We start from the raw sequence: 26,133 nt of genomic DNA, 5'->3' as shown, positions 1-26,133 counted from the left end.
TCAGCTACGGGTGGTCGGTCTGGGTGTTCGGACGACGAGGACGACCACGATCGCGACGAGGATGACCGTTGTGAGAGTGACCGGGATGGGGACGATCGGGTCCAGTAGCACGAGGACGGCGCCGACCGGCAACGCGGTGTTGACGACGCGGTCGGCGTTGTCGCGGATGGCAATCCACCAGATACCGAGGATGAACACGGCGATGGGGATGGTGACCGTGTAGGACGCCTGGATGTCGGTGAGTTCGCTGTGGTGGGTCAGCGCGTCGATCTCGACCTCGATTCCGGCCGACAGAGCACCGGCGGCAGCGAAGACGAAGTAGTGCACATAGCCATAGCGAAGTGAGGTGGCGAACGTCCTGATGGCGGTGTGGTGGGGAGGCCAGAAATAGATCCACCACAACGCGGCGGTGACGATGAACGTCAATATGGCGATCGAGACCAGCGGTGCGATCGCCTGATCGTCACGCCGGAGGGCTTCGATGATGGCGTTGGTCGAGGCGAGCAGACTTTCGCCCAACAGGATGAGGGTGAACAGTCCGTACCGTTCGGTGATGTGATGGGGATGCCAGGGTGTGCCGCCTCGGCGTTCGGCGATGATCGGGACGGCGAGTTCGGCGGCGACGAGTGCGATCAGCCCGACAGTGGCCATCGTGCCGGACACGAGCAGCCAGACCAGCCAGAGCGCCTGAACGGTGGCGATACCCGCGGCGTAGATCTGAGTGGTACGGCGGCGCGGTTGATCGGCCCCGCGCGAGGCGCGGAGCCATTGGGCGACCATGGCCACACGCATGAGTACGTAACCTGCGACGAGCAGTGCGAAGTCTCGTTCGGTGAAGGCGGGCTCGATCCCGGCGGCCAGAACGAGCACTCCGGCCATCTGTACGAAGGTCAACACACGGTAGAGCCAGTCGTCGGTGGCGAATGATGTTGCGAACCAGGTGAAGTTCATCCAGGCCCACCAGATGCCGAAGAAGACGATCGCGTAGGCGGTCAGACCGTCGACGATGTGTCCGTCGGTGAGGGCGTGATGGAGTTGCACCGCGGCGATGCTGACCGCGACGACGAAGACGAGGTCGAAGAACAGCTCGAGGGTGCTTGCGGTGCGTCCGTTCTCGTCGGGATCACGGGGTCGCATCGGTGACAGGTAGGCGTGAGGCATCGTCATCTCTCGTCAGGTCGATGGGCAGCCAGTTGGTTCAGGCGGTCGTACGTGGGTGTTCCGGATTCCGCAGTCCAGGAGATGAGTTGTAGTTCGGGATCGCCTGACCAGATGACGGTGTCCCAGTCCAGGATGAGTTCGCCGACAGCGGGATGCAGCAGGCGTTTGGTTCCTCTGGTGCGGAGGGCGACGTGGTGATCGCTCCACCAGCGTCGGAAATCGGGGTCGAGAACAGAGAGCTCGCCGACGAGCTCGGTCAGCTGCCGGTCGTGAGGGTTACGTCCAGCCTCCAGGTGCAGCTGTGCGACACATTGTCGTGCCACGGTGGGCCAGTCCGGGTAGAGCGCGCGCACAGCACTGCTGGTGAAGGTGAGGTGCACCCAGTTGCGTCGCCGCGACGGAAGAGCATCGAAGTCGGTGATCACCACGGCCGCTAGCCGATTCCAGGCGAGAATGTCCATCCTGCGGCCGAGGATGACCGCGGGCACCAGATGGAGGTCGTCGAGTACCCGTTGGAGGTGAGCGGGAACTCGCTGGGCCCGCCGCTGCCGCGGCGGCGCAGCGTCGGCGGAGATGAGAGCGAACACGTAGTTGCGGCCCGCCTCGTCGATACGCAGTCCCCGGCTTATGGCATCGAGCGTGCCCCATGGGGGTGTGCGGCGCCCCTGTTCGATGCGCGAGTAGTAGTCGGTGCTGATCCCGGCAAGCTGGGCCACCTCTTCACGTCGGAGTCCCTGGACACGGCGGCGGACACCCAGTGATTCGGGGAGACCTACGTCAGTGGGAGACAACTCCGCCCGCCGTGCGCGCAGAAAGCGGCCGAGCTCGTCACCAGCACCGATCACACTCACAAGAGGAGATCTTGTCAGGTCCAGGCGGGCAAGGACAGGGGGACAGATCTGTCCTATGACAACAGGACCCTTCCCGCCGTCACTCGGCGCTGGCACCGTGGACTGCAGATCGCACGCACCCGTGACGTGAGGAGATCACCATGCCCGATCAGGACAAGGCCCAGGCAGCGTTCGACAACTTCGTGTCGTTGTGGACCACCGGCACCACCGCAGGTCGGCGCGCCCCAGTTCTGCGGCGACCCGACGAGGTCGGACTCGACTACGAGGACGTCACCTTCCCCTCCCAGGACGGGGTTCCGCTGGAGGGCTGGTTCATCCCGGCCGACTCCGACCGCCTCGTGATCCACAACCACTTCCTACCCGGCAACCGGTACGGATATCCCGGCCATCTGCCCGAGTTCGGCGGATTCGGCGGATTCGAGATCAACTTCCTGCCCGAGTACAAGGCCCTGCACGACGCCGGCTACAACATCCTCGCCTACGACATCCGCAACCATGGCCTCAGCAGCCAGGCGAACGGGGGCATCACCGGTATCGGCCTGCTCGAGTACCGCGACGTCATCGGCTCACTGCGCTACGCTGCCGCGCGCCCCGACACCGCATCCATGAAGAAGGTGCTGCTGTCGGTGTGCCTGGGAGCTGACTCCACAGCCGTGGGCTGGCACAAGCACCCCGAGGAGTTCGCCGACGTGCAGGCCCTCGTGATGCTCCAGCCTGTGTCCGCGCGGCCGATCGTCGAGACGTTCGTCGACGGTCTCGGCATCGCGAACGGCTTCGAGAAGTTCGACCGTGCCGTACAGGAGCGGACCGGCTTCCACCTCGACGAGCAAGCCCCTGCCCGATACGTCGGCAACATCGACGTCCCGACTCTCGTCGCTCAGGTCCACGACGACGCCATGACCCGTCCCGACGACGTCCAGTCGATCTTCGATGCTCTGCCTGTGGAGGAGAAGGAACTCTATTGGATCGAGGGCACCGACCGGCGATTCGACGGCTACAACTTCTTCGGCGTGCACCCGGAGATCCCCATCGACTGGTTCGACAAGCACCTCAAGTAGCCGCCCCTGCCCGACCCCGCACTCCGGGGTCGGGCCCTGCGGCCAGGATGGGCAGTCGCCGCGCCCCAGTTCGCGAGAGATCAAGTGTCGATCTCACCTGGGAGAAAGCCTCGGCATCAACAAGCCCGGCACGGATGGACCCACCCGCATTCAGGTAGCCGCCAGGCCACCCGACGAATCCGGGACACTCGAGTCGGTCTCGGTGGGTTCGGGAGACGTCGCACGGATCGGGCGCGGACGGCGAGGCCAGGCGACCGGACCCCGCGTCAACGGCGATGGGGGTTGAGCTCGCGCTCGAGATAGTCGAGGTTCTGGCGCATCTGCGCGATCACGCGATCGTGGCCGGGTTGCGCGTCGTCGGCGTCCGGGTCGAGGACCGAGTTCACGGACATGTCCGCGAGCTGGCGGGCGACGGCACGATCGGCCTCGGCCTCGCCGGGGCGGTGCCACCAGGCGATCCAGTTCAGCATCCCGATGATGCCCAACGCCGACACCCGCGAGTCCGCGGCCCGGAAGCGCCCCTGCGCGATCCCGTCGTCGATGACGGTCACGAACTCCTTGAGCACGCGACGCCGACTCTGTCGGTAGGTGTCCGCCAGCGGTGCCGGTAGTTCGGCCTCGGACCGGATCAAGAGCCGGAAGCGATCGAGGGTCTGGGTCTGGTGCACCGCGATGGCCGTCGCCATCGCGTGGAGCTTGCCGACCGGGTCCAGATCGGTCCGCTCGTTGATCTCGTGCAGCAACACCGCGGGCTCTTCGGCGATCTCGCTGACGAGGCGGGCGAACAGCTCGTCCTTGTTCGCGACGTAGTGGTAGAGCGCGGGGCGGGTGAGTCCGGTGGCATCGGCGATGTCCTGCAGGGTCGTGCCGGCCAGCCCACGTTCGGCGAACAGACGCGTCGCCTGCTCCATGATCTCGCGCTCGACCAGCTCGCGCCGAGAGTTGCTGCGTCCCCCGCGTCCGGTCGCTGGGGACGACGGCACCTCCGGCGTCGAGCTGGTCATAGGCGAAGGATAGTTGCGTCAGACCGCGGCGGTACGCGGTACCGCCGACGTGTCGTCTCCGACCTCCGCGACGGCGCTCTCCGGGGTGCCGCCGTCCGACACCGACACCAGATCGGCGCGAAGTGCGGCCAGCCCGGCGACGAGGTCGCCGGAGAACTCTGCCGGAGCGTCGACGACCACCACGGCACCGGTCTCCCGCCGGACACGCTCGCCGAGGTCGAGTCGGGTCAGCACCGCGGTACGGTCGGCGGCACCGGTCAACCAGACCACATCGTCACCCACGGCCGACGCGATCAGCTCGTCGGCATCGACCCCCCACACCGATCGCAGATCGACCGCGACGACCCTGGTGCCGGCGGCATCACGGAGCTCCGTCGGCGCCGTTCGCGTCGGGAAGTGACGTCCATTGCGCACCAATGGCTGTCGCAGCACCCAATCCGCGATGCCGCCGGCCGGGACCGACCCCGGATCGACACCCGCGTAGCCGGCGAGACCACGCATCGCCACCTCCGGCGCCGACGCCGCGAACCGCTCCAGGCTGACCTTTCCGGCCCTGGTCATGTACGCGATCATGAGCTGGTCGACGCCGATGTCGGTCCGGGTGGGAAACGACTCCCACCACAGCTCGCTGCGCGACGCGATCGATTGCAGGTACTCGACGCCGGGGCGACGTTCGACCTCGTACGCCGACAACGCCTCGCCAAGTGTGTCGGCCTCGCGCACTGCGCGATCCAACGCGATGGCATCCTCCATCGCGAGCTTGGTGCCTGAGCCGATGGAGTAGTGGGCGGTGTGCGCGGCGTCGCCGAGCAGCACCACGTTGCCGGCGTGCCAACGCTCACAGGTGACGGTGCGGAAGCGCATCCAGCGGGTCCGGTTACCGATCAGTCGATGCCCGTCGAGGGTGTCGGCGAAGGCTTCCTGCAGATAGGAGAGGGCGACGTCGTCGCTCTCGGTCGGGCCGGTGGCCTCAGTCGACTCGTCGAAACCGGCCTTCCGCCAGGTCGTCTCGTCGGTCTCGATCAGGAAGGTGCTGCGATCGGACGCGTACGGGTAGGCGTGCGCGACGAAGGTGCCGTGCTCGGTGGTCACCGGGGTGAACACCGCGCTCGGCAGGGCGAAGTCGGTTCCGCACCAGAGGTAGAGACCGGCGCCGGTGGAGATCTGCGGAGCGAGTCGGTCGGCGAACTCGTTACGCGTCGCGCTGTTGACCCCGTCGGCCGCGATGACCAGATCGGCGTCGACATCCCGCACGGTCATTCGGGTACCGAATTCGAGGCGTACACCGGCGGCCGCCGCGTGCTGCTGGAGTACTTCGAGCAGGGTGGTCCGGGCGATGGCGAGCAACTCGCCGTGCGACAAGCGCGCCGTGGAATCGCCGACCCGCATGGACATCTCGTGGGGATGGGAGACGGCGACGATCGCGTCGAGTGAATCGGGGTCGGCGTCGCGCAGGTTGCGTTGAGTGCGCGAGGCAAGTCCGACGCCGAATCCGAAAGTCGTCTCGGGAGAGCCCTGCTCGTACACGGTGACGTCGGCGTCCGGATGGCTCATCTTCAACAGTCGGGCGGCGTAGAGCCCGCCCGGGCCGCCGCCGAGAACGGCGATGCGACTGGGTTTCATGGTTTCTTCCTCACTGATCAGGTGCCCGAGCGAGCGGCCGTCGAGGCGGTGGTGGCAGTGCCGTCGACGTCGGGCCCGGCATCGGGGGCGAGTTTGGCCACGACGTCGGCGCGGAGTCGCTTTTTGTCGATCTTCCCGACGTTGGTCTGCGGCAGTGCCGGAAGCCATTCGAGTCGCTCCGGCCACTTGAACTTGGCCACGCCGAGCGCATCCAGGTGCGACTGCACCTGCGCCATGGTCAGCGGTGTCCCGTCGACCGAGACCAGGTAGGCGCAGGTGCGCTCACCGAGCCGCGGATCGGGCATCGCGACGACGGCGGCATTGGCCACGCCGGGATGCGACACGAGCAGTTGCTCGACCTCCTCGGCGTTGATCTTCTCGCCGCCACGGTTGATCAGGTCTTTGATCCGCCCCTCGATGGACAGGTAGCGGACGCCGTCGATGTCGACCATCGCCGCCAGGTCACCCGTGCGGTAGAAGCCGTCCGAGGTGAACGCCGACCGATTGTGCTCTGTGGCATCGAAATACCCACGGATGGTGTACGGACCGCGGCAGCAGAGTTCGCCGACCGATCCGTCCGCCAGCTCCGACTCGGTACCCGGATCGAGGATCCGGATCTCGTCGTCACCGGCCACCGGTGTGCCGACCGTCATCAGCCGCGCGCCACGAGGTGCCGAGCGGGGCGAGACGGTGAACAGTCCCTCCGACATGCCGAAGAGCTGCCCGACCCAACGATGCTCACCGCAGGCCCGCGCGAACAGTTCCGGGGAGACCTTGGCGCCGGACAGCACGATGGTCCGCAGATGTGGTGCCACGCGGTCGAATTCCGGTCCGGCCACGGCTTGATAGTGACCGTGTCCGATCAACACGTCGGTGGCCCGTTCGCGTTCCATCAGCCGGAACGCCGGACCGACGTCGGCGGTCGCCAACACCAGGCAGGCCCCCACGGAATGAGCCGCGTGCAGCCCGCAGGAGATACCCGCGTTGTGGATGATCGGGATCAGGTGGGCGACCCGCGTCTCGGGATCCCATTGCAGCCGACGCGCGTACAACAGCGCGTTGTCCCAGTACTCGACGTGCAGACGCGGGATCACCTTCGGGACGCCGGTGGTGCCACCCGACAACTGGAAGGCGACCACGTCCATCGGGTCGATGGCCGCCTGTACCGCCACGACACGCTCTCGAGCCGACGCCGGCGCGATGTCGGCGCCGAGCGTCTCGATCGCGGCGATGACACCGCCGGGTGCATCCTCGCCGGTCGGGGTCGCGCCGATGGTGAAGATTGCGCGCAGCGTCGGGTGTCCGGCGGACTGGTCGCGGGCGAAGTCGACGAGGTCGAACGACAGACCGGCCTCGACGACGTGCCCGACGGCGCCGACCGCCCGCGAGATGTGTCCGATCTCGTGCCCACGATGGGCTGCGAGCGTGGCCACCGGTACCAGCCCGGCCTTGATGCAGCCGTACCAGGCGAGCACCGTCTCCATCCGGTTGGTGGACTGGAACAGCACCGGATCCCCGGGGGTGAGTCCGAGATCGAGCAATCCCGCGGCGATCTGATCGGTACGGACACCCAACTCGGCGTACGTGATCGACGCGACATCGGTGACCACGGCCCGGCGGTCGGCGAACCGTTCGACCGACTCCTGCAACCGATCCGCGAGCGGCCGATCCGTCCAGACACCAGATCGCCGATACCGCTGCGCGCGGTCGTCGGGGTACCCGACCAGCCGATCACCCCATCGTGATCGGCCGGCCGGAGGTGCCATGGTCATCGACCGGCCACCGCGGGCAACAACTGGGCCAGTTCGGCGACGTGATCGGGGTGATCGGCCGGAACGATGCCCGAATAGATCGCCGTCCAGCATCCCGGGCAGCACTGCTGCCGGAACACCACCGGGGTGTCCACGTACTCACCCGGATCGGAGGTCACCTGCGGTCCCGCGGCGCTCGTCGGCCCCTCGAACCTGGCCAGATCGAGTCGCCCGGACCTGCTGTCGCCCAACAGGCGTCCGCAGTGAGCGCAACCGACCGCACGGGAGTCGCCGATCGTCACCTCGACGAGGTTGTCGTCGAGTCGACGCGCGGCGGCCAGGTCCAGGGTCGACTCCTGGGTGGTCGGGATCTCCGAGCGCGTGCGCCGCTCGTCGCGGATCGCCGACCGACGTTCGTCGGTCCCGGCCGCGTCGAGTTGACCGTCGGCGACGACCACGCCGTATCCGAGTTCGGCACCGGCCGCGGTCACCTTGCCGTTGCGCACGTCGTCGACGACGGCCTCCGGGTCACGACGGAGCGGATCGCCGTAGCCACCACCGCCCTGCCAGTGCATGTAGAGCACCTCGCCCGGCGCCAGGTAGCTCTCGGCGTAGCACGCACCGATTTCCTTGGTGCCGCCCAGATCGTCCATCGATCCGGGAATGGTGCCCTGCGTCAACAGTTCCTGCACGCCCGATTCGCGTGCCAGGATCTCCAGTCCGGTGTTCCCGGGCAGGCCACCCGCCAGACCGGAGTTCTGGGCGACCGCCTTGCCCGCCGATGCGAAGATGAGCCCCATCGGGAGACTGGTGCCGTACGGGGTCACCGCCAGCGATGCGCTGACACCGCCGCGATGTCGGCCGGGCCCACCGGAGTCGGGCTCCTCACGCCGCCACAGGGTGAGCAGCGGGTAGAGGAACTCCGTCATCTCGGTGTCGGGGACCCGACCCATCGGGATGCAGAACAGACCGCCCGTGTCCATGCCGTCCGCGACCGGCCGGGCGCCGTACCCGCCGGCCATCGGCTCCATCATGATGTTCAGGAACGGCACCGGCTGCTCGCCGCGCTCGTCGAGGCCGGCGACCACCGCGGTGTCCCAGGTCCCGCAGCAGGAGGCCTGGACGTTCTTGCCGAACTCGAGGTGGCGGTCCAACATCTGCGCCAAACATTCGGCGATCAGGTTGCCGGTCAACCAGGCCGGACCGATCGGACCGCGACTCACTGCGGCCGGGAAGGTCGCATTGTTGATCGTGCCCTCTTCGGCGACGAGGTCGAAGCAGCGCATGAGACCGCCTGCCGACCATGGGATGTCACCGGCGAGGATCGGTAGCAGCGCGAGCATCACGCCGCCGCGCATACCGGCGTAGGTGCAGTTGATGACGCCGGTCTGCGGGTCGGTACCGGTGAAGTCGAACGAGAGGTGGTCGTCCTTCTTGGTCATCGCCACGGTGATCTTGTGGACCTCGCGGTCACCGACCTGCGCCTGGTCCTGGTATCCGGTCGCATGCCAGGTCCCGTCCGGGAGATCGGTGAGCTTGGCGCGCAACCGACTCTCGGCATCGGACATCATGCGCTTCATCACGGCCTTGACCGTGTCGGCCCCGTACTGCTCGATGACGGCCAGCATCCGGTTGCGGCCGACGCTGTTGGCACCGATCTTGGCGCGCAGGTCGAGGCCGACCAGCATCGGCACCCGTGAGCGCCGCACCCATACGTCGGCGACGTCGCGCTGGAGTTCGAAGTCACGGACCACCTTGATCGGCGGTGTCGGCAACGATTCGGAGAACACGTCTTTCGCGGCCGGGTCGAAGGAGCCGAGACCGGATCCGCCGAGATCGGGTTCGTGGCAGATCGCGCTGGTCCACGCGAAGAGCTTGCCGTCGTAGAAGACCGGCTGGTAGACGATGACGTCGCTCTGGTGCAGTCCACCGCCGACCCAGGGGTCGTTGCAGAGGAACATGTCCCCTTCGCGGATCCCGGGGTTGGTGGAGCGGTTCTGCAGCGTCCAGTAGATCGCGAGGTCGACGGCGCCGACGAGCATCGTGTTGTAGAGACCGACCTGCACCTCCTGACCGATCTCGTCGCTGATCGCGAAGTCGAAGTCGTTGGCGTCGGTGACGATCGGCGAGCCCGACATCCGCTTGAGCGCCTCGCCCATCTCGTCGGTCACCGACCACAGCCGATGTCGGATGACCTCGTAGGTCAGTGGGTCCAGGGCGTCGATCTGTTCCTGCGTGACGGTGTGGACAGGCACCGACGGCGGCAGCGTTCGGGCCAGTGCGTCGGGGTCGATCGGTCGGCTCGAGAAGACCTCGGAGCCGGGAATGGGTGCGGTCATGGTGCGAATTCTCCTGTGGCTCAGGCCTGGTCGACGGTGATGGTGAGGTTGCCGAGGCGGTCGATCTCACCGGTGGTGTCGTGGGGGACGACGACGGTGGTGGTCGGGACCTCGATGACGGCCGGCCCCCGCACCACGTGGCCCGCACGCAGTCCGGCGTAGTCGTAGATGTCGGTGTCGACGAATCCGCGGCGTCCGTCGAGGCACACCTTTCGGACGCCGACCCGCGCGGCGCTCGCGTCCGGGGAGTCGGCGACCGCGAGCTCGGGCAGCTCCGGCGAGAACGGCAGCACGCCGGTCCCGCGGACGCGGTAGGTGATCGCTTGGATGCCCGCCTCCCGGAATCCGCTGTCCTTGCCGTACAACTCGGCGTACCGGTTCTCGAAGGTCTCACCGGCGGCGGCGATCTCGGTGGAGGTCAGCGATCCCTCGGGCAGCGGGGTGGCCACCTCGGCCAGCTGCATCGTGTAGCGCATGTCGATCTCACGCTCGATCTGCACCGACGCGAAGGTGAGTCCCTGTCGGTCGAGCTGACCGCGGACCTGCTCTTCGAGGATCTTGAAGTTCTCCTCGACCCGGGCCGGATCCAGCGGCATCGCCGCGGGGTCCGAGAGTTCCTTGGCGAGAACGATGTCGGAGGATGCGAGCCCGTAGGCGGAGAACGCCGAGGCGACCTGGCCGAGGGGCACGACGACGCGTGAGACGCCGATCTCCTGTGCGTACAGACCGCAGTGCGAGGGACCCGACCCGCCGAACGCGTAGACGATGAAGCTGCGCGGATCGTGTCCGGCCTCCACCACTGTCTTGCGGAGCAGGTCGCCGGTCTGCGCGTTCTGCACCGCGAAGATGGCCGCGGCCGCGTCCTCGATGGACAGACCGAGCGGTTCGGCGATCCGGGTGCGGATGGCCTCGCGCGCGAGTTGGACGTCGAGCGCCTTGCGCCCGCCGAGCAGTCCTCGTTCGGGGAGGATGCCCAGGACGAGATTCGCGTCGGTGTTGGTGGGTTCGGTGCCGCCCTGGCCGTAACAGGCCGGCCCGGGTACGGCTTGCGCGCTGTGTGGGCCGATCTGCAGGTTCCCGCCGGCGTCCAGCCAGGCGATGGCGCCGCCGCCGGCGCCGATCGCGTGCACCTCGAGGGTGGGGACGTTGATCGGGTGGTGGTTGATGATCGTCGTCGACGACCGCACCGGCTCACCGTCGACGATCAGGCCCACCAGGAAGGTGGTGCCGCCGGCATCGGTGGCGATGATGTTCTCGTGACCGAGCTGTCGGCCCAGCGAGACCGAACCGACGACGCCACCGGTCAGCACCGAGCCGACCGTCGAGATGGCGTTGCCGGGCGCCTCGGCAGCCGCGACCGCGCCGCCGTTGCTCTGCATCACCAGCAGCGGGCCCGACAGTCGGTGCTCGCGGAGTTGCCCCTCGAGCTCGCCGAGGTAATCGCGCAGGCCGGGACCGATCTGGGTGCTCATGATGGTGGTCGCGTTGCGGGCGAACTCACGGATACGCGGGCTGACCTCACTGGACAGTGCGACGAAGACCGTCGGATCGATCTCCTGGACGATCTCCCGGATGCGCTGCTCGTGGGCGGGGTTGCGGAAGGACCACAGCAGCGAGACGGCGATGGCGGTGATGCCCTGATCCAGCAGCGACCGGACCGCCACCCGGACCTCGTCCTCGTCGAGTGCGACGACGACCCGACCGTCACGATCGATACGTTCGGTCACCTCCAGCGCGTGCCGCTTGTGCACCAGACCGTGGGACTTGCTCTGCGCCATCACGTTCTGGAGCTGCTCCGGCGACCGGCCGAGGTAGCGGCCCTCCACGTTCATGATGTAGATCGAGTCGCGATGGCCCTTGGTGGTGAGGAACCCGACGTCGGGCACCTTGTTCATCACCAGCGCATTGAGCGACGACGTGGTGCCGTGCGCGATGTGATGGGTCGCGGCGAGCATGTCGTCGAGCGACTGCCCGAGTTGGTCGGCGAGTACGCCGAGGACGTCCATCACACCCTGTGAGTAGTCCGGGGGAGTCGACGGCGCCTTGCCGGCCACCACCAGTCCGTCGCCGTCGTCGAGGACGGCATCGGTGAACGTCCCACCGACGTCCACACCGATCACGTAAGCCATGGCCAGGTACTCCTTCGTTCTCCGGGCCGCGCAGCCCTCCACGTTGTTTGACGCTGGCGTTGAGTATTCGACGTGTGCGATCAGCTGTCAAGCGTCAAATGTGAAGCCGATCACCCAATTGTGCCGCCCGCATCAACATCTGCCCAGTTCAGCCGCTGCTCGGCACCGACCTTGACGGATCAGCATTGACGTCGAATAATCATCATCAGCGTCAATGTTGCGTCGATCGGCGTCGCGACCGCCACGGAAAGGACCACGGATGGGTATCCATCGCATCGGGCTTGTGGTACCGAGCTCGAATGTCACCGTCGAGACGGAGATGCCTGCCCTCCTCCACCGGCACCCCACGTCGCAGTTCTCGTTCCACTCGACCCGGATGCGCATGCACACGGTGTCGCCCGAGCAACTCGCGGCGATGAACGCACAGCGCGAGCGATGCGTCATGGAGATCGCCGACGCCGCGCCCGACGCGATCCTCTACGCGTGCCTGGTCGCGCTGATGGTCGGCGGCCCCGGCGAGCATCAGCGCGCCGAGAGCGCGGTGGCCGAACAGCTGGCCACCGGCGGCTCGGAGGCGATCATCCGGTCCAGCGCCGGCGCGCTCGTCGAGGGACTACGTGCACTGGACGCGAAACGGATCGCCATCGTCACGCCCTACCTGCGGCCTCTCGCCGAGAAGGTCGTCGAGTACCTCGAAGCCGAGGGATTCGACGTGCACGACTGGCGCGCACTCGAGGTCGCCGACAACGCCGAGGTCGGTTGCATCCCCGGCGATCGAGTGATGGGAGCCGCACGCTCGCTCGACCTGACCGGAGTCGACGCCATGGTGCTGTCGTGCTGCGTGCAGATGCCGTCACTGCCACTCGTCGACGACGCCGAACGTGAATTCGGCATACCGGTCCTGTCCGCCGCGACCGCCGGCGCGTACAGCATCCTGCGCGGTCTCGGCCTGCCCGCCGCGATCGAGGGCGCGGGCAGCCTTCTCCGCGCCGACCTGGCGTCGATGCCCGCCTGACCGGCGCGCGTCACCGAAACAGACTGTAGCTCAACCGAAGGAGTCATCACATGAGCGAGCTCGCACACAAGGTCCGCGGCGTCGACCACGTCGCCTACCCGACCTTCGACCCCGCCGGGACCGTCCGCTTCTACCGCGACGTCCTCGGATTCCCGGTCGTCCACTCCATCTGCGCCGCCGGCTGGGGGCCCGACAAGCACCCCGACTTCATCCACTTCTTCTTCGACATCGGCAACGACGACCGTCTCGCCTTCTTCTACTACTTCGGCCTCGAGCCGTTCGACGGCGGGCCGCAGGGCGACTCGTACTCCCGGTTCGCCGAGGACGTGCCGATCTGGTTCATCCGGTCACGCCACCTGGCGATCCACGTCGAGAACGACGCGGACCTGATGGAGTACCGCCGACGGCTCGACAACAGTGAGTGGCCGGTGGAGATGCAGATCCAGCACGAGACCATCGAATCCATCTACACCCACGACCCGAACGGCTACATGATCGAGTTCACCCGGGCGATGCGGCCGGTGACCCCGCAGGAGGACCTCGACGCGAACCTCACGATCGACGCGCTGATCGACGTGCTGTCCGAGCCGAATCCGAGCATGGCCGGACTGCTCACGCGTAAGGCCGAGCGCATCGTCGAACGCGCTGCGCAGTGGCAGGCCGACCAGGATGCACTCGAGACCCGGCAGATCGTCGAGGCAGAGGACGCGACGGACGAGGTGGGCGCCCGGTGACCACGTTGTTCGTCCTCGACGTCCCGGAGAACAAGCCAGTCGCCGTCGTCGCAGGTGAGGACCCCGACGTCACCGTCGACCGGATGGGACCCTACTTCCGGATCACCGCCGACGACGCGATCGTCGTGGACCGTCGGGCGACCGGATGTCGGCATGCGGTCTGGTACAGCAGCGTCGCCGGACTGCTCGACTCGCGGATCACGCAGTGGGACAAAGACGCCCTGCGTGTCGAACCGCTGGCGACGACGTGAGCACCTCGACCGCCGACACCACCCGTCTGGGTGCGGGCCGGTACATCGAGTCGGCCCGGCAACCGTCGGAGACCCGGACGTCGGTGCACGAGTTGACCACCGCAGACGGCGCGAAGGTCACGGGCGTGCTGCGTACCGTCCCGGGCGCGCGGACGGTCGTCGCGCTCATGCACCCGCGGCAGGACCTCACCCACCACGTGCTCGTCCCCGAACTGCTGGCTCGCGGATTCGCGGTGTGGACGCAGGGCACGCGATCGGTCAACAACGACCTCTCGTTGGTCCATGAGCAGGCCGTGCTCGACGCTGCCGCCGGTCAGGTTCTCCTGCGCGACAGCGACTTCGACTCGGTGGTCACCCTCGGCCATTCCGGCGGTGGCGCGCTGTTCGCGTTCTACCACGAGCAGGCCGGCCTACCCCCGGGACAGCGGTTGGCGTCGACACCCGCCGGGCGACCCGTCGACCTCGCCGGTGCCGATCTGCCCGTCCCGGACGGCGCGATCTTCATGGCACCCCATCCCGGGCAGGGCGAGCTGCTCCTCCGTCTCATCGACCCGTCGGTCACCGACGAGGACGATCCGCTGAGTGTCGACTCCACGCTGAATGCCTTCGATCCCGCCAACGGATTCGTCGATCCGCCTGCGCCATCGACCTATTCACCCGAGTTCGTCGACCGTTACCGCGCTGCTCAGCGGGCGCGGGTGGAGCGCATCGACGCCCGGGCCCGCGAGCTCGTCGCGGAGACGGCGGAGCAGCGGCGACTCCACAAGGCGACCGGCGACGCCGCCCATCGACGCGCTGCACTCGCACCGCGCATCCTGACCGTCTACCGGACCGACGCCGACCTACGGTTCCTCGACCCGACGCTGAGCCCCAACGACCGGCCCTATGGGTCGCTCTTCGGCCGGCGGCCCGACCTCACCGACTACGGACTCGTCGGCTTCGGCCGTCTGGCGACACCCGACGCGTGGCTGTCGACCTGGTCCGGACTGTCGAGCAACGCCGGTTTCGTCCGCTGCGCGCCGGGCGTACGGGTGCCGACCCTCTTCGTCGAACTGACCGGCGACCAGGCGTGCTTCCCCGAGGACGCGGCAGCGATGGTGAACGCCCTCGGCGCTGACGATGTCGGACACGTCCGCGTCGAGGGAACCCACTTCGGCGGTCCGATCCGCGACGGCGCGCCCACCGGCGCGAGCCTCGCCGCAGCCGAGATCGGCGGATGGCTGGCCGAGCGCTTCTGACCGTCGACCGCGCGCGCGAAACCGTCGATCGTGCGCTGGTCTACTCGCCACCTGCCGTGGGTAGTTCGCTCAACGCCGCAGAGACCGACTTGCGCGCATCGTTGACTCGGTGAGCCACGACCCGATAGTTCCGTGGCGCCGCGCGGCCGTGGTCTTCGAGGACGGCATCACACCGCCCCGTCGCTCTGACAAGTGCATTCAGTGCATCGTCGAGATCTTCCCGGAGCGCCTGGTCGATCGGCCCAACCATTCTGGTCATCCTCCCATCGGTCCCGCATCACCCACTACCCGCGACGGATCTCTCTGCGACCTCCTGATCAGATCCGCTGGACAGCCGACCACGCTATCGCGGCACCACCCGCTACGAGCGTACGGTTCGTTCGTTCGGACCAATTCCGTGAGCCTCGTTAACGAATGAGGCGCCATCGGAGATACACCTCACATGGAACGCACACGCGCGGGCACACCTCAGCGGCGAGTCGCCCTGCTGATGGCGGCCGTGGCGACGGTTGCGTTGTCGTTGACGGCGTGCACTTCAGGTGACGACTCCGCTCCCGCGAGCGCACCATCGGCCTCGACCTCGTCGTCGGTCGCCAGCTCCTCACCCGCTCGTCCGCCGAGCCCGCCCACTGCCACATCAGCGCGGGCGGCCGAGACCGGATCGTCGCAGCGCGGTCCCGTCGCAGTTGCACCGACCGACGCGGTCAAGTGCACCGACCGCATCAACTATGCCGGCGATCCGCGCTCGAACGCCGAGATCAATTCCGATGGCGAGCGGACAGGTCGGTGTCCGGCACCGATCCGCGCCCCGACCACTGAGACCCGCCCCAGCCCATCACCCTGACCGGCGGGTGATCACACACATGGGTGGGATACACAGACACACGCCCCTACCGAAGAGGAGGTCGGCATGACGAACGTTCGACGCTCGCTGGGCGTTGTCGCCGTTGCCATATCGATCAGTGCGGTCGCGTTCGGGGTCAGCCCCGCGCACGCCGCACCGACAACCGACCCCGCCGCGCGCCTTGTGGCAGCTGGTGTTCCGGCCTCGATCGCCGAGACCGCCACGTCCGCACGACCGGTGGCGGCCGACGTCGAGCAGATCAACCTCGCCAACCCTCGCAATGGCAACCCCGGAATGAAGGTCGACGCGGTCATCGACCACCGACGAGCGACCATCACGGTGATCCAGCGTGACCTCATTGAGCCTTCGGCACTGACCACCGCGTGGGTCAATCTGCGCACCGGCGCGGCCGGCCGGATCGAACTGTCGGGATCTGCGGCCGGCAACCGGCCCCTCGGCTACCCAGACCGCGTCGGGGTGGTGCACACCGGGGCCGGCCCTGTGATCCTCGTCGTGTACGGATCGACGCCTCCACAGACCGGCTTGATTCCCCGCCTGAACTACATCCTCCCGATCCCACACCTGATCTCGGTGTGAACGGCCTCGCCCGAGCTGGGCACTGACGACAAATGCGTTCACCATCACAGCAACAGAGAGAAGGTCGACCATGCAGTCCAGACGTCACAACGCGCGACAGCGCCTGATCGCAACCATGGCCGTCGCCGCAGCGGCTGTGGGACTCATCTCCGCCCAGTCGGCCGCGACCGGCGCACCGGCGCCGTCGACCTCCCGCGGCTTCCCGATCAACAACTGTTTCGGACTGAGTCCCAACATCGTCGACGTCCCTTATGCGCCGAGCCAGGTCGTCGTGGGGCAGTACGACGGGTGGACGAATGTCATGGTGACCTACGGCAGTCTGTGGCTCCTGACCGGTTACGACTCCGTCGCCCGATTCGACTGGCGCCACCTCGACAACGGCAAGCGCGGAACCTTCGTCTCCAACAGCAATGTCCGTCCACCCAACACCGGCGTTCACGGGTTCACCTGGCCCCGCAATCAGCCGGGCAAGGGTCGCGTGGAGGTCACGTTGTCGACGGTCAACCGCAACGCGCTGTGGGAGATCCCTGCAACGACCTGCAAGGGGACCATCGTCATCAGCTGACGTTGCGGCGAACGGCGCGCGGACTCGGTCGTCGGGGTTCGCCGACACCGCCTCCGCAATCTGCCGGACACGGATGACACGAGGAATCGAACGTATCCTCGAGGGGATCGCGGGGCACACCTCGGCCGGCGCGGTCACCACTGCCGTGCGCGAAGGAGTCCGATGACGGAATCACCCTCGATCACAACCACCTTCGACTGTCCGGCCGGCACCGTCATGGGCTGGACCGACGGACCCGTGGTCCGCGCCACGGGCATCCGCTATGCCCACGCCGAACGTTTCGAGGTCCCGACCCCACAACCGCCGGCCACCGAGCCCATCGATGCGACGTCCTGGTCACCCGCCTGTCCGCAGCGGGACGAAGACGGCATCGTGCACAACACCTTCGGCGATGCCGCCCTCGGTGACCTGGTGCCCGATGAACACGCGCAGTACCTGTCGGTGACGATCCCCGCGGATCGTGGCGCCGACGAGGTGCTGCCGGTGATGGTCTGGATCCACGGCGGGTCGTACATCATCGGCGCGGCCGACGCCCCCTGCCACGACCCCGGGCCGCTGGTCGCCGAGCAGCGCGTGGTCGTGGTGTCGGTGACCTACCGGCTGGGCCTGTTCGGATTCCTCGGCGACGGGGTGAATCGGCCCGCCAACCTGGGGTTGCTGGACATGATCGAAGCCCTGCGTTGGGTACGCACCAACATCGCCGGATTCGGCGGTGATCCGGATACGGTCACCGTCTTCGGCGAGTCGGCGGGTGGCGATGCCATCGCCCAGCTGATGGCTGCCGAGGCGACATCCGGACTATTCCATCGGGCCATCCTGCAGAGCGCGCCACTCGGGATCACCCGTCGTCGGGAGCGGATGCACGCCGACATGTTCGCCGCGTCGCACGAGGTGTCGGCGTCGGCGAGCGTCGACGAGGTGCTGAGTGTCCAGGAGTCGATGATGGGGCCGGGTGCCCTGCTGCGCCACGGACTCCCGGCCCTGATGTCCTTCGGACCGCAGTACGGGCACCATCCGCTGCCCAGCGAGGACGAGGTCGATGCGGCATGGGCCGCCCGGGCGAGCGAGGTCGAGATCCTGATCGGGTGGAACTCGCGCGAGACCGGGTTCTTCACGCATGCGATCGGCGGGGTGTCGTCACTGCCGCGGCTGCCGATCGTCGGGAACCTCGTGCACGAGACGCTGGTCCACCAACTGACGAAAGCGGTCTACACGAAAGCGGCGGACCGCTTCGCCCGCCGTCATCGCAAGGCCGGTGGTGAGGCCGCGCAGTACGTGATCGAGTGGGGCGTCCCCGGCAATCCGCTACGCGCGGTGCACACCGTCGACATCCCGCTGCTGTTCGGCACCCCGGAGACATGGGCCGGCGCGCCGATCCTCGCCGGTCACGACGCCGAGCGCGCTACGACCGACGGTCGGGAGCTGCGGCGCATCTGGGCCGACTTCGCCCGCGACGGTTGGACCTCCCCCGCCGATGTCCCGGGGCTGATCCGGTTCGGCTGAGCCGGCGGCCGGGTTCACCCGTCAGCCGTAGACGACCCGACCGATCCGGTCGACGGCCTCGGTGAGCACGTCGGGTGCACAGGCGAAGTTCAACCGCGCGAACCCGACTCCGCCGGGCCCGAACGCGGGACCGGAATGCAGTGCGACCTGCCCGTAATCCAGGATGTGCGCGGCCGGGTCCGGCCCGAGCTCGGTGCCGCGGAAGTCGAGCCAGGCCAGGAACGACGCCGACGGCCGGTGGAACCGGACATCCGGGACTCGTTCGTAGAGCAGTGATTCCAGCAGGTTCAGGTTCTGACCGAGGACGCCGAGGATCAGGTCGAGCCATTCGTCGCCGAAGGCGTACGCCGCCTCCGCAGCGGCCGCACCCAACAGGCTCGTGCGGAACCCGACTTCTCGCGGCATCCGATCCAGCAACGCGCGCGTTGTCTCCGACACCGCGACGAACTGGGCGCACTTGGCGCCGGCTACGTTGAACGCCTTGCTCGCCGAGTGTGCGGCGATGCCGATCTCACGAGCCGCCTCGCCGGTCGAGAGGAACGGTACGAACTGCGCACCGGGATGCGCGAGCGGCGCGTGGATCTCGTCGCTGACCACGATCACGCCGTAGGCGGCTGCGAGTTCGGCCAGCTGCGCGAGTTCCTCCCGCGGGTGGCAGAGACCAAGGGGATTGTTCGGCTGACACAGCACCATCGCCCGCGCTCCGCCGGCGAACGCCTGCTCGATGCCCGCGAGATCGAGCCGCCAGTCGGCACCGGACCCGACGAGCGGTACGTCGATGATGCGACCACCGGCCTCGGGGATCAGCTCGAAGAACGGCGGGTACACCGGTGATGTCAGCACCACTCCGTCGCCGGGGCGGATCGCGACGCGCAGTGCCTCGACGATCACGACGCTCACATCGGTGGTGACCCGGATGTCGGCGGGGTCGACCTCCCACTGCCATCGGCGCGCGGCGAATCCGGCGAATGCGACACCGACGTGCCCTGGGCCCGCCACGTACCCGACATCGGACCGGCGGACCCGCTCGACGATCGCCTCGGCGACGACCGGCGCCAACGGGTAGTCCATCTCGGCGATGAACAGCGGCAACACGTCGTCGGCGTAGGTCCGCCACTTGGCGCTGGTCCGCGATCGGAGCTCGGCCAGGTCGGGAGCGATCGGTAGCGTCACCGTCTCTGCCTACCCGACCGCCGACGTCCGGAGCCAATCCGTCGCTCCTATTCCCGCTTGTGACGAACTCGAATGGGCATCGACGCGAACCGCTGCGCTGGGCAGACTGGAGAACATGACTTCTTCCTCACGTCCCGTCCGAATCGGCGTCCAGATCCAGCCCCAGCACTCGCCGGACTACTCCCTGATCCGTGATGCGGTGCGACGTGCCGAGGACATCGGCGTCGACATCGCCTTCAACTGGGACCACTTTTACCCGCTGTACGGCGACCCCGACGGCGCCCACTTCGAGTCGTGGACCATGCTCGGGGCGTGGGCCGAGCAGACCTCACGCATCGAGATCGGCGCGCTCGTGAGCTGCAATTCGTACCGCAATCCCGACCTGCTCGCCGACATGTCGCGCACCGTCGACCACATCAGCGACGGTCGCCTGATCCTCGGCATCGGCAGTGGTTGGTTCGAGCGGGACTACACCGAGTACGGATACGACTTCAAGACCGCAGGCAAGCGCCTGGACGACCTCGGGGAGGCCCTGCCGCGCATCGCGTCGCGCTTCGAGAAGCTCAACCCGAAGCCGACCCGCGACATCCCGATCCTCATCGGTGGCGGCGGCGAGAAGAAGACCCTGCGCCACGTCGCGAAGCACGCCCACATCTGGCACTCGTTCAGCGACGTCCCGACGTACCAGCGCAAGGCAGGCATCCTGGCCGACCACTGCGCATCCGTCGGGCGTGACCCGTCGGCGATCGAGCACTCGACCGGCGTCGACACCGACGGGAAGTCGATCGACGAGGTCCTGCGGTCGGCCGACGAACTGGCCGATGCCGGTCTGAGCCTGCTCACCGTCGGCGCCAACGGCCCCAAGTACGACTTCGAAGCCCTGTCCGCTCTTGTCCGCTGGCGCGACCAGCGCAACGGCTGAGCAACTGCGCCCACCCCACCGCCACGTCTGGCCCGCGGACCCACCGCGGGTGAGGCGCGGCGGTGGCATCGGCGGACGTTAGATTGGACGCCATGGTCGTACGCCGCCGTCTCGCCTCCGGTGTCGCCGTGAGCGCACTCGCCGTCCTGTTGTCGATGCTCGGTCTGAGCTGGATCGGTGCCGGCATCGCCCACGCCGAGCCGCCGACCAGGCTCCCCACGCAGGTCGTCGACGCCGCCGATGTTCTCGACACCCGTCAGAGCGATCAGCTCCAGCAGCGACTGGACCGGCTCTACAACGAGCACGACATCCAGCTCTGGGTGGTGTACGTGCGCAACTTCGACAATCTCTCGGCCGAGCAGTGGGCCAAGCAGACCAGCGACATCAGCGAGTTCGGCGATCGCGACCTGGTGCTCGCCGTGGCGACCGACACCCGGTCGTACCACCTCAGCAGTCCCGGCGACATCGAGGGCATCGATCAGTCGACGCTCGACGACATCGACCGCAACGAGATCCGCCCGGCCCTGCGGGCGAACAACTGGCTGGCCGCGGGCCTCGGCGCCGCGGACGGCGTGTCCGCCGCCCTCGTCCCGTCCAACAGCGGATGGGTGGCTGCCGCTGCGGTCGGCGGTGTGGTGGTCGTCGGCGGTGGCGGGGCGCTCCTCTACACGCGCAGGCGTCGCCGTCGGCGCGTCGAGGACGGCGTGGAGTCGTTGCGCGAGCAGGAACTCACCGTCGAGCAGCTCGCCGCCCAGCCCCTCGACGTACTCGACCCCTGGTCGCGCGAGGTGCTCACCGACACCGACAACGCGATCAGGACCAGCGAGGAGGAGTTGCGTCTGGCCGTCAGCGAGTTCGGGACCGCCGAGACCGCACCCTTCACCGCCGCACTCGATGCCGCACGGAAGGGACTCGCGGAGTCGTTCGCGCTGCGTCAGCGCCTCGACGACGATGTCCCCGAGACCGCCGACGAGCAGCGCTCGATGCTCGTGCAGATCATCACCACGTGCACCTCGGTCGATTCCGATCTCGACGAGCAGGTCGAGAGTTTCGACACGATGCGCAACCTTCTCATCAATGCCGGGGCGCGGTTCGACGAACTCACCCAGCAGACCGTTGCCCTGCGAGCGAGACTCGAGGAGTCGGAGGAGACGCTGACCGCGTTGGTGGCGAAGCACGGTGCCGCAACACTGACCTCCATCGCCGACAACGTCGGGTTGGCACGCGAGCAGATCGAGTTCGCGGAGGCGAACACCGACCAGGGCCGCGCTGCGATCACCGCCCCCGCGGGCGAGCAGGGCGCAGCGGTCGCCGACATCCGGTCGGCCGAGGGCGCGATCGAGCAGGCCGGTCGTCTGCTCGACGCCATCGCCAATGCGGACTCGACCATCACGGCCGCACACAGTCGGCTGCCCGCGCTCATCGAGGAAGTCGATGCCGAGCTCGTCGAGGCCGGCCAGTTGTCCACGGACGGCGGTCCGGCCCTGGCGACCGCCGTCGCGACGGCCCAGGCAGCAGTGCAGGCCGCACGCACCGGGTTCGACGCCGACCCACTGGGTACCTTCACCGCGCTGGTCGACGCCGACACCGACCTGGACGCAGCGCTCGATGCCGCCCGCGACGCGTCGGCAGCGCGGCGACGGCGCACCGAAGTAGTCGATGCCGCAATCGAATCGGCCACCGCCAAGGTCGGTACAGCCGCCGACTTCATCGCGACCCGTCGCGGCGCGGTGCAGTCGATCGCGCGCACCCGACTGTCGGAGGCGCAGCGTCTGCTCGAATCCGCAGGCGTCGCACGGGCAACCGACCCGATCGCGGCAGCCGACCAGGCCCGACGTTCCGGCTCGCTGGCCGATCAGGCGTTGATGGCGGCCCAGGCCGACGTGGTCGATTGGCAGCAGTCGCAACCGTCGACGACCTCCGCGGGATCCGGTGCCGGCGCCGTCCTCGGCGGCATCCTCGTCGACAGCTTCCTGCGCGGGATGGGCGGCGGACGCGGCTGGGGCGGCGGCGGCAGCTGGGGTGGCGGCGGGTACAGCAGCGGCGGCCGCAGCCCCGGATCGTTCGGCGGCTCCAGCAGTTCGGGCCGGATCGGGGTCGGCGGGCGGTTCTGAGTCGTACTACGAACAGGGTTCTCCTGTACCGCGGACGACCTCACGGGGAGCAAGAGTTCGTGAGGCGTCGCGTGCTCAGTCGATGGCGACCACGTGCAGCAAGAGTCCCGGACTCCTCGTTCCGGTTGTATCGGATGGTCAGAGCACCGGGAGTCGCGCTGACGTAGACCCGGTCGGCGCGTCTGAGATTCGGCCTGTCCACCACCTCTTCGTAGACCTCCCCGTCGCCGGTACCGACATAGACACGCTCCACGAAATCACTGGTGCCTGATCGACGTAAGAGTGCCTCACGCGCGGTGCGTGATGCGGTACGGAGCGTGATGGATGCTGTGGCGTCCAGCCACGCGACGTCCCATCGACCACTGACGATCCTCTCGGCCACCGACAGGCTCAGCCCCCGTTTGGTTGCGAAGGGTACGGCCTCATCGCATCGATCGCCCTGCGCGATTCGCCACACGATGAGTGCTGCAGCCGCAAGTGCGCCCGCGATCGACACGGCGGCGATGCTCCACATCCACCGCCTCGCGATTCGGCCGGCCGGTCGAGACCGCGGTGTCGTGTGCCCGAAGGGTCTCTGTCCGCGCTGGTTCGGTTGGAGTAGGTCGACCGGAGGGTCGCTGTGCGGAGAGGTGTCGCGGTGTCCAGCCATGACACTGCGTACGGGTTTCGGTGTGCCACACCGGCCGAGCTGTCGCATCGTCGACTCTCACGGAGGGCACGTCGGTCTCCGCTGTGATCGTGGTCGGCTCGCGGTCGGCTGCGCCGGCGTGAACCTGGTTGCGGCCCGGCTCGCCCTCGAACCGACGGATCACCGAACCCACGCTAGCAAGGATGCGGACCGCGATGTCGCCACCGAGACAGCGCGATCCGACCGTGGTTGTCTCGTCGGTCCCACACGCCGAGCTGTCTACTGGTGAGGCGGGCCGGGCAGGCGGCGCGTTTCTCGCACGGGCGTACGCCCACCCCAACACACATCGTGACCCGGCCCGTTCCTGTGCCGGCTGGGCATCACCGGCAACCACGCACATCATGGTCAGATGGCGTCGAGTGGCAACGACGTAACGTTCCGGTTCACGTTACCGGCGACGTTGCACGGGCCCGCGGAGAGCGATGCTGTCCGTCGAGCAGTGTTGGAATGCGCCCGCGACGAAGGGGCGGTGTCGATCGGCGATCTCTGCGTCGTCGGACGCATGGAGATCGGTGACGCACTGCGCAGTTACTCCGTGCGCGTCCGTCTCTTCTTCGGTGGACCGCGGAGGCGTTGAGACGGAGGTTGCAGCAGCGTCCGCATTCCCGGGTCGTTCGGTGGCTTCACCCACGCACGCTCCACCGCTGCCGACCCGCGCAGAAGGGTTTGACCGACCTGGACACGGGGTATCGGCGTAACCAGGTCGCGAGGATGCGAAGCGGCCCTTGCGACTGTGTCGTCGGGGTTGAGCCACCAGCTTCGATGACCGACATAGGCGGTGGGGTGGGTTCGGATTGGGCCGCCCCACCGCCTCACTCGCACCGCCGGTCGAACTCGATCCGGCCGGCTGACCGCAACAGCCGACCATGCGAAGTCGTGACAAGACCGATGGTCGCCCGCGCAGGGGAGGAGCGCGGACTACATCGCACCACCGCAGACAGTGGCTCCATGACGGTGTCGAGTCGGCGTGCCGGAGGATGGTGGGCCACACAGTGCGGAGAATCGTGTTGTGATGGGCATGTATGTGCGCACACGTCAGGCATGCACTCGTACAGGAGCCACCCGTGCCGATCACCGCCCACGACGGTTCTACGTTCTCGGTGTCGAACCGGGTCCAGGTCACCTTGGATGACGCCACAACAGTCGCCGGCACGATCGTCGAGGACTTCGCCGACATGATTCGGCCTGACCCCACCACGGTGAGAGTCGACCCCGATCGGGGCGCCCAGGTGCGCCGATGGGGCGTTGCCGCCGGTGCTCCGCGCACGAAGCGTCAGAACTCCGCGATGCCGAAACGCAACTCCGGCGTTGTGGCGACGACATCGGGTGAGGCCGCACCCTTTCCGAGCGGAGTGGAGATCGCAGGATAGCCGAGCATCCCGACCGTCATGGCGGTGATGGTGGCCTGCGAGGGCTGGGGCGTGCCGCTCGGACTGACAGCGGCCCGGGACTCGTGATCGGCGATCAGGGCGAACAGTGCGCTGCTGGTGGCGGATAGACGTTCGGCGCGTTCGCGTCCGGACAGATGCGTCAGGCTGTCGTACAGCTTCGACACGAGCATTCGGGTAGCTGGCCAATGATCGAGGTTGCGCGCGGTCGAAACCTCGGGGTGCATACGGACCCGGTCCAGGAATCGAGCGTAATGCGTCGAGCCCTGTTCATAAGGAACCGTGAACATCGGCGCCACCAGGACCTCGACGAGCGCGGTCAGGCGATCGTCGCCGCCACCGGTGGTGGACAGGTCGGCCAGCATCGCCGTCCGCGCTCTGTCCATGGCGTCCTGTCTCCGCTCGACGATGGCGACGATGAGGCCCTCCCGGGACCCGAAGTGGTAATGCACCGCCGAGTTGTTGCGTTGCCCGGCGGCCGCCGCGATGTCTCGTAGCGGGGCGTCGGGGCCACGTTCCGCCATGAGACGTTCTCCTGCCAGCAGGAGTCGTTCCCGCCCTCCGGTGTCGACAGCCACGGCGTGAGCGTACCGATCATCCGCAGTGTTTACTCAATTAATCACATGTGCTTACATGGCCAAGGTGGAGACGATCGGCGGCGCGGTGTGGGATGAGGGGTCGATCACGCAACTGGCGTGGGTGATCGATGACCTGGACGGAGTCGAACGGACGCTGGGCTCCATGTTCGGGGTCCGTCGCTGGACCCGTCTTCCCGACGTGTACTTCGGGCCCGACTCGTGCGTCTATCGCGGTGCCCCAGCGAACTTCACCGCGGACATTTCGCTCGCCTACAGCGGCGACCTCCAGTTGGAACTGATCGCTCCGGGGAGAGGGCGATCGATCTATCACGAGTTCTTGACCGATCACGGCCCGGGGATGCACCACGTGTGCATCGAGCCGGACGACATCGACGCGACGGTCTCGTTCCTGGAGGCCGAGGGCCTGAGCGTCGTGCAGCACGGCCGACTCGCCGGCGACGAGATGCGCTTCGTCTACCTGGATGGCGAGCGGTCCGGGGCGCCGGTGCTGGAGGTCGCGGCTGTCGGACCGAGGATTCGGGCGTTGTACGACCAGATCAAGATCGACTCACGGGACGAGGAGACAGCAGGTGGACGTTGATGTTCG

The 26,133-nt window shown here is 67.7% G+C and carries 22 protein-coding genes; 11 read left to right on the top strand and 11 right to left on the bottom strand.

Annotated elements, in window-relative coordinates:
- Both GS4_RS03310 and GS4_RS03305 read right to left on the bottom strand, forming a co-directional pair.
- The gene (locus tag GS4_RS03310) at nt 1-1,161 is read right to left on the bottom strand and encodes a low temperature requirement protein A (protein WP_007617500.1); all 1,161 of its coding nucleotides are present in this window, start codon (nt 1,159-1,161) and stop codon (nt 1-3) included.
- 2 nt (nt 1,162-1,163) lie between these two features.
- Nucleotides 1,164-2,006, bottom strand: a complete 843-nt coding sequence (locus GS4_RS03305; RefSeq protein WP_157226495.1) for a helix-turn-helix domain-containing protein — start codon at nt 2,004-2,006, stop codon at nt 1,164-1,166.
- 146 nt (nt 2,007-2,152) lie between these two features.
- Here GS4_RS03305 and GS4_RS03300 point away from each other — a divergent pair, with 146 nt between their 5' ends.
- Nucleotides 2,153-3,070 (top strand): alpha/beta hydrolase family protein, encoded by a 918-nt coding sequence (locus GS4_RS03300; protein ID WP_007617496.1) that lies wholly within the window; start codon nt 2,153-2,155, stop codon nt 3,068-3,070.
- Between the two features lie 266 nt (nt 3,071-3,336).
- Here GS4_RS03300 and GS4_RS03295 read toward each other — a convergent pair whose 3' ends face one another.
- The 5 genes from GS4_RS03295 to GS4_RS03275 are packed head-to-tail and all read right to left on the bottom strand — an operon-like array spanning nt 3,337 to nt 11,916.
- The gene (locus GS4_RS03295; protein WP_007617494.1) at nt 3,337-4,074 is read right to left on the bottom strand and encodes a TetR/AcrR family transcriptional regulator; all 738 of its coding nucleotides are present in this window, start codon (nt 4,072-4,074) and stop codon (nt 3,337-3,339) included.
- An 18-nt stretch (nt 4,075-4,092) separates the two neighbouring features.
- Nucleotides 4,093-5,697 carry an FAD-dependent monooxygenase gene (locus GS4_RS03290; RefSeq protein WP_007617492.1) on the bottom strand — a complete coding sequence of 535 codons (1,605 nt, stop codon included), beginning with the start codon at nt 5,695-5,697 and terminating at the stop codon, nt 4,093-4,095.
- Between the two features lie 17 nt (nt 5,698-5,714).
- A complete protein-coding gene (locus GS4_RS03285) occupies nt 5,715-7,469 on the bottom strand; it encodes a (2,3-dihydroxybenzoyl)adenylate synthase (protein ID WP_007617490.1) in 1,755 nt (584 codons plus the stop codon).
- Nucleotides 7,466-9,787 (bottom strand): hydantoinase B/oxoprolinase family protein, encoded by a 2,322-nt coding sequence (locus GS4_RS03280; protein ID WP_007617489.1) that lies wholly within the window; start codon nt 9,785-9,787, stop codon nt 7,466-7,468. The genes GS4_RS03285 and GS4_RS03280 overlap by 4 nt, the downstream gene beginning before the upstream one ends.
- 20 nt (nt 9,788-9,807) lie before the next feature.
- The gene (locus GS4_RS03275; RefSeq protein WP_007617487.1) at nt 9,808-11,916 is read right to left on the bottom strand and encodes a hydantoinase/oxoprolinase family protein; all 2,109 of its coding nucleotides are present in this window, start codon (nt 11,914-11,916) and stop codon (nt 9,808-9,810) included.
- A gap of 259 nt (nt 11,917-12,175) precedes the next feature.
- Here GS4_RS03275 and GS4_RS03270 point away from each other — a divergent pair, with 259 nt between their 5' ends.
- The 4 genes from GS4_RS03270 to GS4_RS03255 are packed head-to-tail and all read left to right on the top strand — an operon-like array spanning nt 12,176 to nt 15,154.
- The gene (locus GS4_RS03270) at nt 12,176-12,931 is read left to right on the top strand and encodes a maleate cis-trans isomerase family protein (RefSeq protein WP_007617485.1); all 756 of its coding nucleotides are present in this window, start codon (nt 12,176-12,178) and stop codon (nt 12,929-12,931) included.
- Nucleotides 12,932-12,981: 50 nt separating this feature from the next.
- Nucleotides 12,982-13,665, top strand: a complete 684-nt coding sequence (locus GS4_RS03265; RefSeq protein ID WP_007617483.1) for a VOC family protein — start codon at nt 12,982-12,984, stop codon at nt 13,663-13,665.
- A complete protein-coding gene (locus GS4_RS03260; RefSeq protein WP_007617481.1) occupies nt 13,662-13,916 on the top strand; it encodes a hypothetical protein in 255 nt (84 codons plus the stop codon). Before GS4_RS03265 ends, GS4_RS03260 begins: the two co-directional genes overlap by 4 nt.
- Nucleotides 13,913-15,154 (top strand): hypothetical protein, encoded by a 1,242-nt coding sequence (locus GS4_RS03255; protein WP_007617479.1) that lies wholly within the window; start codon nt 13,913-13,915, stop codon nt 15,152-15,154. Before GS4_RS03260 ends, GS4_RS03255 begins: the two co-directional genes overlap by 4 nt.
- Before the next feature lie 468 nt (nt 15,155-15,622).
- Here the strand turns inward: GS4_RS03255 and GS4_RS25530 are convergent, their stop codons facing one another.
- Nucleotides 15,623-15,877, bottom strand: a complete 255-nt coding sequence (locus GS4_RS25530) for a hypothetical protein (protein ID WP_040509391.1) — start codon at nt 15,875-15,877, stop codon at nt 15,623-15,625.
- 187 nt (nt 15,878-16,064) lie between these two features.
- Here GS4_RS25530 and GS4_RS03240 point away from each other — a divergent pair, with 187 nt between their 5' ends.
- The 3 genes from GS4_RS03240 (at nt 16,065) to GS4_RS03230 (ending at nt 18,663) form a co-directional block, all read left to right on the top strand.
- On the top strand, nt 16,065-16,595 hold the full coding sequence (locus GS4_RS03240; RefSeq protein ID WP_007617475.1) for a hypothetical protein: 531 nt from the start codon (nt 16,065-16,067) through the stop codon (nt 16,593-16,595).
- 70 nt (nt 16,596-16,665) lie between these two features.
- Nucleotides 16,666-17,160 (top strand): hypothetical protein, encoded by a 495-nt coding sequence (locus GS4_RS03235; protein WP_007617473.1) that lies wholly within the window; start codon nt 16,666-16,668, stop codon nt 17,158-17,160.
- Nucleotides 17,161-17,322: 162 nt separating this feature from the next.
- Nucleotides 17,323-18,663: a carboxylesterase family protein gene (locus tag GS4_RS03230; RefSeq protein WP_007617472.1), complete on the top strand. Its 1,341-nt coding sequence runs from the start codon at nt 17,323-17,325 to the stop codon at nt 18,661-18,663.
- A 21-nt stretch (nt 18,664-18,684) separates the two neighbouring features.
- Here GS4_RS03230 and GS4_RS03225 read toward each other — a convergent pair whose 3' ends face one another.
- The gene (locus GS4_RS03225; protein ID WP_007617471.1) at nt 18,685-19,836 is read right to left on the bottom strand and encodes a MalY/PatB family protein; all 1,152 of its coding nucleotides are present in this window, start codon (nt 19,834-19,836) and stop codon (nt 18,685-18,687) included.
- Nucleotides 19,837-19,951: 115 nt separating this feature from the next.
- Here GS4_RS03225 and GS4_RS03220 point away from each other — a divergent pair, with 115 nt between their 5' ends.
- Both GS4_RS03220 and GS4_RS03215 read left to right on the top strand, forming a co-directional pair.
- Nucleotides 19,952-20,758: an LLM class F420-dependent oxidoreductase gene (locus GS4_RS03220; protein ID WP_007617470.1), complete on the top strand. Its 807-nt coding sequence runs from the start codon at nt 19,952-19,954 to the stop codon at nt 20,756-20,758.
- 92 nt (nt 20,759-20,850) lie between these two features.
- Nucleotides 20,851-22,872 carry a TPM domain-containing protein gene (locus tag GS4_RS03215; RefSeq protein ID WP_040509390.1) on the top strand — a complete coding sequence of 674 codons (2,022 nt, stop codon included), beginning with the start codon at nt 20,851-20,853 and terminating at the stop codon, nt 22,870-22,872.
- A gap of 40 nt (nt 22,873-22,912) precedes the next feature.
- Here the strand turns inward: GS4_RS03215 and GS4_RS03210 are convergent, their stop codons facing one another.
- Both GS4_RS03210 and GS4_RS03200 read right to left on the bottom strand, forming a co-directional pair.
- Nucleotides 22,913-23,386: a hypothetical protein gene (locus tag GS4_RS03210; RefSeq protein ID WP_007617468.1), complete on the bottom strand. Its 474-nt coding sequence runs from the start codon at nt 23,384-23,386 to the stop codon at nt 22,913-22,915.
- 1,447 nt (nt 23,387-24,833) lie between these two features.
- The gene (locus tag GS4_RS03200; protein ID WP_007617466.1) at nt 24,834-25,526 is read right to left on the bottom strand and encodes a TetR/AcrR family transcriptional regulator; all 693 of its coding nucleotides are present in this window, start codon (nt 25,524-25,526) and stop codon (nt 24,834-24,836) included.
- A gap of 55 nt (nt 25,527-25,581) precedes the next feature.
- Here GS4_RS03200 and GS4_RS03195 point away from each other — a divergent pair, with 55 nt between their 5' ends.
- Entirely contained in the window at nt 25,582-26,127 is a 546-nt protein-coding gene (locus GS4_RS03195) for a VOC family protein (protein ID WP_007617460.1), read from the top strand.
- The last annotated feature ends 6 nt before the right edge of the window (nt 26,128-26,133 follow it).

The sequence above is a fragment of the Gordonia soli NBRC 108243 genome (genome assembly GCF_000334455.1).
GTDB classification, from domain to species: domain Bacteria; phylum Actinomycetota; class Actinomycetes; order Mycobacteriales; family Mycobacteriaceae; genus Gordonia; species Gordonia soli.
The sequence above is the reverse complement of the archived record's forward strand: the minus strand, read 5'-3'. Positions and strand labels throughout refer to the sequence as shown.